Origin of the sequence: Herbaspirillum sp. B65 (genome assembly GCF_000333555.1) — a bacterium.
GTDB lineage: Bacteria > Pseudomonadota > Gammaproteobacteria > Burkholderiales > Burkholderiaceae_D > Herbaspirillum > Herbaspirillum rubrisubalbicans.
This window is the reverse complement of the sequence record NZ_BADI01001031.1, coordinates 1-8,656: the sequence shown is the minus strand read 5'-3', so window position 1 is coordinate 8,656 and position 8,656 is coordinate 1. Positions and strand designations below refer to the sequence as shown.

Below are 8,656 nucleotides of genomic sequence, written 5' to 3'. Positions count from 1 at the left end.
AGGGTTTTGGCCACGCGCAGGCGGTCGATCGGGAAGGTGGTGCCGGCCAGGGCGGCAGCGCCCAGCGGCAAGCGGTTGATGCGCTTGCGGGCATCGACCATGCGCTCGGTATCGCGACCGAACATTTCGACATAGGCCAGCACGTGGTGGCCGAAGGTGATCGGTTGTGCCACCTGCATGTGGGTAAAGCCCGGCAGGATGGTGTCGGCGTGCTGTTCGGCCAGGTCCAGCAGGGCCGCGCGCAGTTCGCGCAGCAGGCCGATGATGTCGTCGACCGCGCCGCGCATGTAGAGGCGGATGTCGGTAGCGACCTGGTCATTGCGCGAGCGGCCGGTGTGCAGGCGCTTGCCGGCGTCGCCGACCAGTTCGGTCAGGCGCTTTTCGATGTTCAGGTGGACGTCTTCCAGGTCCAGCAGCCATTCGAACTGGCCGGCCTCGATTTCACCCTTGATCTGGGCCATGCCGCGCTGGATCTCGGCGTAGTCGGCGGCGCTGATGATGCCCTGGTGCGCCAGCATCTCGGCGTGGGCCAGCGAGCCCTGGATGTCGACCTGGGCCAGACGGTTGTCGAAGAACACCGATGCGGTATAGCGCTTGACGAGATCGGAGACGGGTTCAGAAAAGCGAGCCGACCAGGCTTCGCCCTTTTTAGCAAATTGGTCTGTCATATGAGGGAATTCCGAAGAAGGGGCGATTATAGCAAGCACAACTGCGCCCAGCCACGGCCATGCAGGCGGAAATGCGGTACGGCGCGGATTTTTCGCATTCCTGGCGGTGGGCCTCGCAGGTTTTTTTCATACCTTCCCATCTGCTGGTGAAACCCTCAGGCAACACGGCGGCAACACGGCGGAAATGGCCGCCATCTCACTTTGTTTCCATATGGCATTCATTTTGCTTGTTGTTTTTGCGCAAGTCCTCTCACGGTGCAGAAAAGTCTTGTACTACTGACAAATCCAGACGCTATACTCGGCTTGCGATGACTGATCCGGGGGAAGTTTTGTTTGCTTCCGGAGAAGAAAAGGGCTGCCAGCCAAGGCCGCACATGCCACGTGGGGATGGTCCTGGAGGTGGCCCTGTTAAGCGCTTCAATGAGCAAGATGTTCGGGGGTCGTCTTACAGGAGAGAAGCATGAATTTGGAAGCACTGTTTCAGCAGCAAACCGCCTTGCCCAGCATTCCCAAGGTGGTGCAGGAAGTCATCGAAAGCTTCAACAATGAATCGGTCTCGATCGAGGAGATCGCCAAGAAACTGGCTGCCGACCAGGTCTTGAGTGCCAAGATACTGCGTCTGGCCAATTCATCCTATTACCACGTCTCGCGCACCATCGGTACCGTCGAGGATGCGGTGCTGATGCTGGGTTTCATGACCGTGCGCACGCTGGTGGTGAGCACCGGCATGGCCGGCAGCTTCAAGAAACTGCCGGGCGTGGATCTCAAGCTGTTCTGGCGTTACAGCCTGGATACCGCCATCGTGGCCAAGTGGCTGGCCAAGCAGGCCAAGCTCAATTCCGATTTCGCCTTTACGGTAGGCCTGATGCACGCCATCGGGCAATTGGTGATGCACGCCGGGATGCCGGAGCAGGCGCTGCAGGTGGACAAGGTGGCCGGGCCGCTAGACGCCCGTCGCCTGGACGTGGAACGCAAGTCCTTCGGTTACGACTTTGCCGATGTGGGCGCAGAACTGGCGCGCCGCTGGCGTTTCCCGGATGAATTCGGCCAGGTCATCAAGGCTTTCCCGCAGCCGCTGGAAGGCCAGTTCGATCCGTTCGCTGCCATCGTCCACCTGGCCGCCTGGCGCGCCCGGGCCCAGGAAAACCAGTATTCGGACGATGAAATGGAATCGACCTTCCCTGCAGACGTAGCCGCCAAGCTGGGCTTGCGCCTGGAAACCTTCACCGTGGACATGCCGCCGCTGGCCGAATTGAGCGAGGGGATGCAGGAGTTGATCGCGTAAAGAAGGGGTGGCCGGAAAGCGCCAGCGCACGGTGGTGTCCGGCCGATGTGAAAGAAAATGACGTAGAAAACGACAAATGCCGGCTCCCGCAAGGGGCCGGCATTGTCGTTGGTGAAGGGACTTGTCAAAATCAGGGAGGCGCTTGGCCAGCCCTGATCCTCAGTGCTGCCTCAGTAATTGAGCTTGGCGTCCAGGAAGTTGAGCATGGAGCGATAGGCCTGGTTGCGCGCATCCGGGTTGCCGCCGCTGGTGACGCCTTCGCCGCGCTTGCCCACGCCCTTGACATCCATGCGTACGTGCACCGGCAGGCCGGGCGCGTCGAAGTCGTGGTAGGTGTCGGGATACAGGCGCAGGGCGATTTCGGTATCGCTGCCCTGCATCTTTTGTTCGATGGCTTCGCACGCCTGGGGCGGGGTCCAGTCATCGTTTCACCCATCAGGATCAGCAGCGGCGCGGCTGGCTTGAAGGGTTCGCCGGCCTTGGCATAGGGGCGGCAATCCGGGTAGAAGGCCACCGCGGCACGCGGCTGGATCTTGCGCACGGCCACGTCGGTCTCGGCCAGGTTGATCGAGGCCAGCAGGGTAGAGGCGCCATGCGACCAGCCCAACAGGGCGATGCGCTTGACGTCCACGTCCGGCTGCGAGGTCACCCAATGCATCGCCGCCTGGACATCGAAGCGGCGGTTCATGGCGCTGATCTCGCGCTGGGCGACGCTGTCCTGGCAGGTCGAGCGACGTCCGCGCGGAGTGAAGCTGTCCGGGAACAACACGTTGTAGCCGGCGTCGGTGAGCACGCGCGCCATGGCCAGGTGGCGTGGCGTGAATTCACCGCGACCATCCTTGATGATGCTGTAGAGACCGCCGCAGCCATGCAGGGCGATCACGGTCGGGTACGGTCCCTTGCTGCTGGACGACTTGCGCGCCTTGATCCACACCCCATACAGGGCCGTGGCCTTGCCGCCCTTGTCATCCACGCTGGTCAGCGAAACCCGGCGCGCTTCCAGCGGCTGCGGCGAGGCCGAATTGGCGGCAGCCTGTGCCCATGTCCCGATCGCGGCCAGCGATGCTGCAATGCAGAATGCGGCCAGCGGTTTTGCCCAATTACGCATGATGTCTGGTTCCCCGAATGGTAGCCGTCTCGCCCTGTGGACACATTCCCCGGAACCGGGAAAATGGTCGCCCAAGCAATATTCATGAGGCTGGGCGGCGATGACGTGCTTTAAATCTGTTCAGCTTCCATTTTACAAAAGTGAAGACTGCTGCGGAGAGTCGGATCGCTTTTTGCGCTGCAAAAATCTGATCCAACACCATGGCGCCGGTCTGGCTGTCCATCTCCCGCAACAGCTTGTTGCTTCGTCAAATGTCATTTCAACCATCTGTTATCGGCAGGTAAATGCTGAACTTGAGACGGAGCGTCTTCTGGTGCATGTCGCGCTGCCAACATTGGCTAGGGGCACGTAAAAAGGGCTGCCCGTCATCGGGGCAGCCCTGGCTGGGTAGTGCTGATGAAGCCGCGATCAGCCGGTATTGCGCAAGCCTGCCGCCACGCCGTTGATGGTGAGGTGGATGCCGCGCTGTACGCGTTCTTCCGGGGTGCGCTTGGCAGCGGCGGTGGCACGGTGGCGCTTGATCAATTCGACCTGCAAGTGGTTCAGCGGATCGAGATAGGCGAAGCGGTTCTTGATCGAGCGTGCCAGCAACGGATTGCCGGCCAGACGTTCCTTGCTGCCGGTGATGGCCGAGAGCATGGTACTGGTGCGTTCATGTTCATCGGTGATGCGACCGAAGATGCTGGTGCGCAGCTTGCGGTCGGCCACCAGCCCGGCATAGCGCGAGGCCACCGCCAGGTCGGTCTTGGAGAGCACCATATCCATGTTCGACAGCAGCGCCGCGAAGAACGGCCACTCCTTGCACATGGCGCGCAAGATGCTCATGCGCTTGGCGCTTTCCTTGGCGTTGCCGGCTTGTTCCAGCCAGCCTGAGACCGCGCTGCCAAAGCCATACCAGCCCGGCAGCAGCAGGCGGCATTGGCCCCAGGAGAAGCCCCAGGGAATGGCGCGCAGATCCTCGATACGCTGGGTGGCCTTGCGCGAGGCCGGGCGCGAACCGATGTTCAGTTGCGCGATCTCGGCAATGGGCGTGGCGGCAAAGAAGTAATCGGTGAAGCCCGGGGTCTCGTAGACCAGGTTGCGATAGGCGTGGTAGGCGCGCTCGGACAGGTCTTCCATGACGCGCTCGAACTCGGCCAGCTTGCGGGCTTCCTTATCGTCGCTGCCGGCAGGCATGAGGCTCGCTTCCAGGGTGGCGGCCACCAGCAACTCCAGGTTGCGGCGACCGATATCCGGGTTGGAGAACTTGGAGGCGATGATTTCGCCCTGTTCGGTCAGGCGGATCTGGCCGTTCACGGTGCCCGGCGGTTGCGCCAGGATGGCCTGGTAGCTGGGGCCGCCACCGCGCCCCACGGTGCCGCCGCGACCGTGGAACAGACGCAGCTTCACGCCCACTTCGTTGAACAATTCCACCAGTTGGTTTTCGGCCTTGTAGAGCTCCCAGTTGGAGGTCAGGAAACCGCCATCCTTGTTGGAGTCCGAATAGCCCAGCATCACTTCCTGCAACTTGCCATGCTTGGCGATCAAGCCCTTGACCTGCGGCAGCGTCAACCAGCCACGCATGATCTGCGCCGCACAGCGCAGGTCGGGGATGGTTTCGAACAGCGGGATCACCATCAGCTCCAGTTCCTGCAATTGCTTGCCTTCGATGTGCAGGAGCCCGGTTTCCTTTTGCAGCAGCAAGACTTCCAGCAGGTCCGAGAGGGTCTCGGTATGCGAGATGATGTAGTTGCGGATGGCGCGCTCGCCATAGCGGCGGCGGATCTCGCGGGCCGCGCGCAGGATGGTCAGTTCGGATTCGGTTTCTTCGGCATATTGCAGGTAGGGCGAATACAGCAGGCGCGGCTGCGCCAATTCACCCAGCAGCAGGGTGATCTTGCGTTCTTCGCTCAGGTCCGCGTAGTGGCTCTCGACCTGGGCCTTGGCCAGCAGATCGGCCAGCACGCGTTCGTGGATGTCTGAGCTCTGACGCATGTCCAGCGTGGCCAGGTGGAAGCCGAAGATCTCCACCGCCCGCTTCACACCGGCCAGGCGCGGCTTGATGAGGGCGGCGCCATGGTGCGCCTGTAGCGAGCTCACCAGCACCTCCAGCTCGGCCACGCACTCGGCCGGATTGGCATAGGGGGCGGCGCTACCGATTTCCTGGCGCAGGATATTGACCACGCCCAACGAGCGGGCGGTGGCGGCCAGGCGCGCATAGATGCCGATCAGGGCGCGTCGATAGGGTTCGTCGGCGCGGTGTTCGGAGTGGTCCGGCGAGGCATCGGCCAGGGCCAGCAGTTCCGGGCTGGCATCGACCATCAGGGTCGAGATGGAGAGCTCGGCACCCAGCGTATGCACTTCATCGAGGTAGTAATCGAAGATGGTGGTGGACTGGCGCTTCAATGCATGTTGCATGGTGGCGGCATTGACGTTGGGATTGCCATCGCGGTCGCCACCGATCCAGCTGCCCATCTGCAGGTAGGGCGGCAGCTCGGCCGCACGCGCCTTGGCGCGCGAGGGGAACTGGCTATCGATCTCGGCTTCGATGTCGTCGTACAGCGCCGGCAGTTCGCGCAGGAAAGTGATGCGGTAGTAGGAGAGGGCGTTCTCGATCTCATCGGCCACCGTCAGCTTGGTATAGCGCAGCATACGGGTCTGCCACAGCGTGGCGATGCGCGCGCGCAGCAGCTCGGTGTTGTGGCGCAGTTCGCGCGGGGTCAGCGGCAGGTCGCGCTCGGCCACCAGGCGGGCGATCTCGCGCTCGGCGTCCAGGATCGACTTGCGCTGCACTTCGGTCGGGTGGGCGGTCAGCACCGGCGAGACCAGCGCCTCCTTGAGGAAGCTGCGCACCTGGGCGCCGGAGACGCCGGCATCATCCAGGCGCGAGAGCGCATAGGCCACGCTGCCCGGCTGGGCTTGCGAGCCGGCCAGCAGGTGGGCGCGGCGGCGGCGATTGTGGTGCTGGTCCTCGGCGATATTGGCCAGGTGCGAGAAATAGGAAAACGCACGCACCACCGAATTGGTCTGGTCGCGGGTCAGTTTCTTCAACAGCTTGTCGAGCTCGGCACCGGCCTTGGCATCGGATTCGCGGCGAAAACGCACGGCGGTCTGGCGGATGGTTTCCACCACCTCGAAGACGTCATCGCCTTCCTGCTCACGCACGACTTCGCCCAGCAGGCGGCCCAGCAGACGGATGTCTTCCTTCAAGGGCGCATCCTTGTCGGTGGCCGGACTGCGCTTGACGGCAGGGGCGCGCGCCGTGGAGACGGCGGGTGCGGTGGACGGGGTGGATGGAGTGGAACGGGCACTGCGTTTAGTTGGATTTGTAGTCGCCATGATCAACGGTTGCTGCGGTTTTCGGAGGAGAAAGTCGTGCTTGTGGATCGGATTGCCGTGGGTGTGCGTGCTAGAATTTGCCTCGTTTTGGGTTTGTGTCTCGCTTCTGGTCTGTGTGATCGAACTTGCTTGCTGCTCGCTTAGGATCGCATCTTTAATCGTTTTAATCGTTTTTTTTACAGTCTGGATTCGCCGGTCTCCTGCTTTCCCTGTCGCTTTTGCCGCGCTTGCCACGACTGAATCGGAAAGCCCGTCTTGAAAGAATTTCCTCCTTCCAACATCGTCATCGTCTCGCGTGAAAGCCGCCTTGCCATGTGGCAGGCCGAGTACGTGCGGGACCGTCTGGCCGCATTATATCCGCAGTGCAGCATCAACATTCTCGGAACCACCACCCGTGGCGACCAGATTCTCGATCGCGCATTGTCCAAGGTCGGCGGCAAGGGTTTGTTCGTCAAGGAACTCGAAGTGGCCATGGCCGAAGGCCGCGCCGACCTGGCCGTGCATTGCTTGAAGGATATGCCCATGGACCTGCCCGCTGGCTTCGAGCTGGCCGCCGTGCTGGAGCGCGAAGACCCGCGCGACGCCTTCGTCTCCAATGACTTCGCTGCCCTCGATGCGCTGCCGCCCGGCGCCATCGTCGGCACCAGCAGCCTGCGTCGCCAGGCCATGATCGCCTCGCGTTATCCGCAACTGGTGGTCAAGCCCCTGCGCGGCAATCTCGATACCCGCCTGGCCAAGCTGGATCGGGGCGACTATGCCGCCATCATCCTGGCCGTGGCTGGTCTGAATCGCCTGGGCCTGAAGGCGCGCATCCGTTCCTTCCTCGACCCCGAACAAAGCTTGCCCTCGCCCGGCCAGGGCACGCTGGCTATCGAAATCCCTGCCGGTCGCGACGACATCAAGCGCCTGCTGGCGCCGCTGCATGATGAGCCTGCCGCCGTGGTCTCGGCCGCCGAACGTTCGGTCTCGCGCATCTTCGGCGCCAGTTGCCAGATCCCGCTGGCGGCCTATGCCACGCTGCAAGGCCAGCGCCTGCACCTGCGCGCCATGATCGCCACCCCGGACGGTGCGCAAGCTGCTGCCGCCCAAGCCGAGGGCAGCGCCGACGCGCCCGAAGCCCTGGGCGCGCAAGTGGCCGACCTGCTCAAGGCCCGTGGCGCCGATGCCATCCTGGCCCTGTGCAAGGCCCAGGCCGATGCCGCTTCGGCCTGACATGTCGTCCTCCTTGCCGGTGGTCGTGACGCGGCCGCTGCAACAGGCGCAAGCCTTTGCCGCCAGCGTCGAGCAACTGGGGCGGCGCGCGGTGATATTCCCGCTGCTGACCATCGGGCCGGTAGCGGACGATGCCGAACTCAAGGCCACGCTGGCGCGCCTGCACGAGTTCGCCCTGGTGGTCTTCGTCAGCCCCAATGCCATCGATGCCGCCTTTGCGCATCTGTCCGGCTGGCCCAGCCAGGTGCCTATCGGCATCGTCGGCGAGGGCAGTCGCTTGGCCTTGCGCGCCCACGGCGTGGATACCAGCAATGCCACCGTCTACGGCCCGCAACGCGCCGACAAGATGGATTCTGAGGAATTGCTCAAATCCCTCCCTATGGAACAATTGCGCAACAAACGCGCTCTGATCGTGCGCGGCCAGACCGGTCGTGATTTCCTAAGTGAAGCTTTGCAACAACATGGTGTCACCGTCGAGCACCTGACCGCCTACCGCCGCCTGGCCCCTACGCTGGATGCGCGCAGCGGCGCGCTGCTGCTGGATTTGCTCGACGGTGGAGCCGACTGGGTCATCACCAGTTCCGAGGCCTTGCGCAATTTGCTGGACTTGGCAAGACTAGCCGGGGGCGAGGAACGTGTGGTAAAACTGCAACGGCAACGAATCGTCGTCTCCCACCACCGGATCGCCGAGACCGCACGGCAGCAGGGTTTCGTGCAGGTCATCCTGACCGGTTCGGGCGATGAACGCTTACTTGCTGCGCTTGCTCCCGTAGCTCCCTGAGCGGCCCCGTAATTTGCCGCGTTACAATCCAGCCCATGAACGAACAGCAATCCACCCCCCAATTGCCGGAGCCTCAGCCGCAAGCCAGCCACAACGCTGGTGCGGCTGCCTCGCAGGCGTCCTATACCTTCACCACGCCAGACGGTACGGCCGTACTGCGCCGCCGACAGCGCGCACAGACCGTCGTGTTGCTGATGGTCATTGCCGGCCTGGGCGCGCAATGGTGGGTCTCTCAAACGGAACTGCGCGACTTGCGCAGTGAAGTGGCACAGCGCCTGCAAAAC

The 8,656-nt window shown here is 63.0% G+C and carries 7 protein-coding genes and 1 pseudogene; 4 read left to right on the top strand and 4 right to left on the bottom strand.

Translation table 11 applies throughout. The features are described from left to right. Nucleotides 1-668: lyase family protein (locus I5W_RS24305; protein WP_044531179.1), on the bottom strand; the 668-nt coding region annotated here is incomplete at its 3' end. 460 nt (nucleotides 669-1,128) lie between these two features. Between I5W_RS24305 and I5W_RS24300 the strand changes: the two genes are divergently transcribed. Continuing rightward, nucleotides 1,129-1,953: an HDOD domain-containing protein gene (locus I5W_RS24300; protein WP_044531178.1), complete on the top strand. Its 825-nt coding sequence runs from the start codon at nucleotides 1,129-1,131 to the stop codon at nucleotides 1,951-1,953. A gap of 130 nt (nucleotides 1,954-2,083) precedes the next feature. On the opposite strand, the gene I5W_RS24295 is transcribed toward I5W_RS24300, so the two are convergent. The 3 genes from I5W_RS24295 to ppc all read right to left on the bottom strand — a co-directional run bounded on the left by I5W_RS24295 (nucleotide 2,084) and on the right by ppc (nucleotide 6,379). After that, nucleotides 2,084-3,061, bottom strand: coding sequence for a dienelactone hydrolase family protein (locus tag I5W_RS24295; protein WP_252717205.1), 978 nt, complete (start codon nucleotides 3,059-3,061; stop codon nucleotides 2,084-2,086). An 82-nt stretch (nucleotides 3,062-3,143) separates the two neighbouring features. Then, on the bottom strand, nucleotides 3,144-3,284 hold the full coding sequence (locus tag I5W_RS32655; protein WP_199901799.1) for a hypothetical protein: 141 nt from the start codon (nucleotides 3,282-3,284) through the stop codon (nucleotides 3,144-3,146). Nucleotides 3,285-3,469: 185 nt separating this feature from the next. Next, nucleotides 3,470-6,379: a phosphoenolpyruvate carboxylase gene (gene ppc, locus I5W_RS24290; RefSeq protein WP_044531177.1), complete on the bottom strand. Its 2,910-nt coding sequence runs from the start codon at nucleotides 6,377-6,379 to the stop codon at nucleotides 3,470-3,472. A gap of 255 nt (nucleotides 6,380-6,634) precedes the next feature. Between ppc and hemC the strand changes: the two genes are divergently transcribed. The 3 genes and pseudogenes from hemC to I5W_RS24275 form a co-directional block, all read left to right on the top strand. Next, nucleotides 6,635-7,591 (top strand): hydroxymethylbilane synthase, encoded by a 957-nt coding sequence (hemC, locus tag I5W_RS24285; protein ID WP_017450143.1) that lies wholly within the window; start codon nucleotides 6,635-6,637, stop codon nucleotides 7,589-7,591. Continuing rightward, entirely contained in the window at nucleotides 7,575-8,372 is a 798-nt protein-coding gene (locus I5W_RS24280; RefSeq protein ID WP_044531176.1) for a uroporphyrinogen-III synthase, read from the top strand. Before hemC ends, I5W_RS24280 begins: the two co-directional genes overlap by 17 nt. Before the next feature lie 35 nt (nucleotides 8,373-8,407). Further along, nucleotides 8,408-8,656 (top strand): annotated as a pseudogene (locus I5W_RS24275) (uroporphyrinogen-III C-methyltransferase); the annotation flags it as partial.

Bases quoted from the DNA above. Each gene is read 5' to 3' on its own strand.
- I5W_RS24300 (WP_044531178.1), top strand. From the start codon at position 1,129: ATGAATTTGGAAGCACTGTTTCAGCAGCAAACCGCCTTGCCCAGCATT.
- I5W_RS24295 (WP_252717205.1), bottom strand. From the start codon at position 3,061: ATGCGTAATTGGGCAAAACCGCTGGCCGCATTCTGCATTGCAGCATCG.
- I5W_RS32655 (WP_199901799.1), bottom strand. From the start codon at position 3,284: ATGGACAGCCAGACCGGCGCCATGGTGTTGGATCAGATTTTTGCAGCG.
- ppc (WP_044531177.1), bottom strand. From the start codon at position 6,379: ATGGCGACTACAAATCCAACTAAACGCAGTGCCCGTTCCACTCCATCC.
- I5W_RS24280 (WP_044531176.1), top strand. From the start codon at position 7,575: ATGCCGCTTCGGCCTGACATGTCGTCCTCCTTGCCGGTGGTCGTGACG.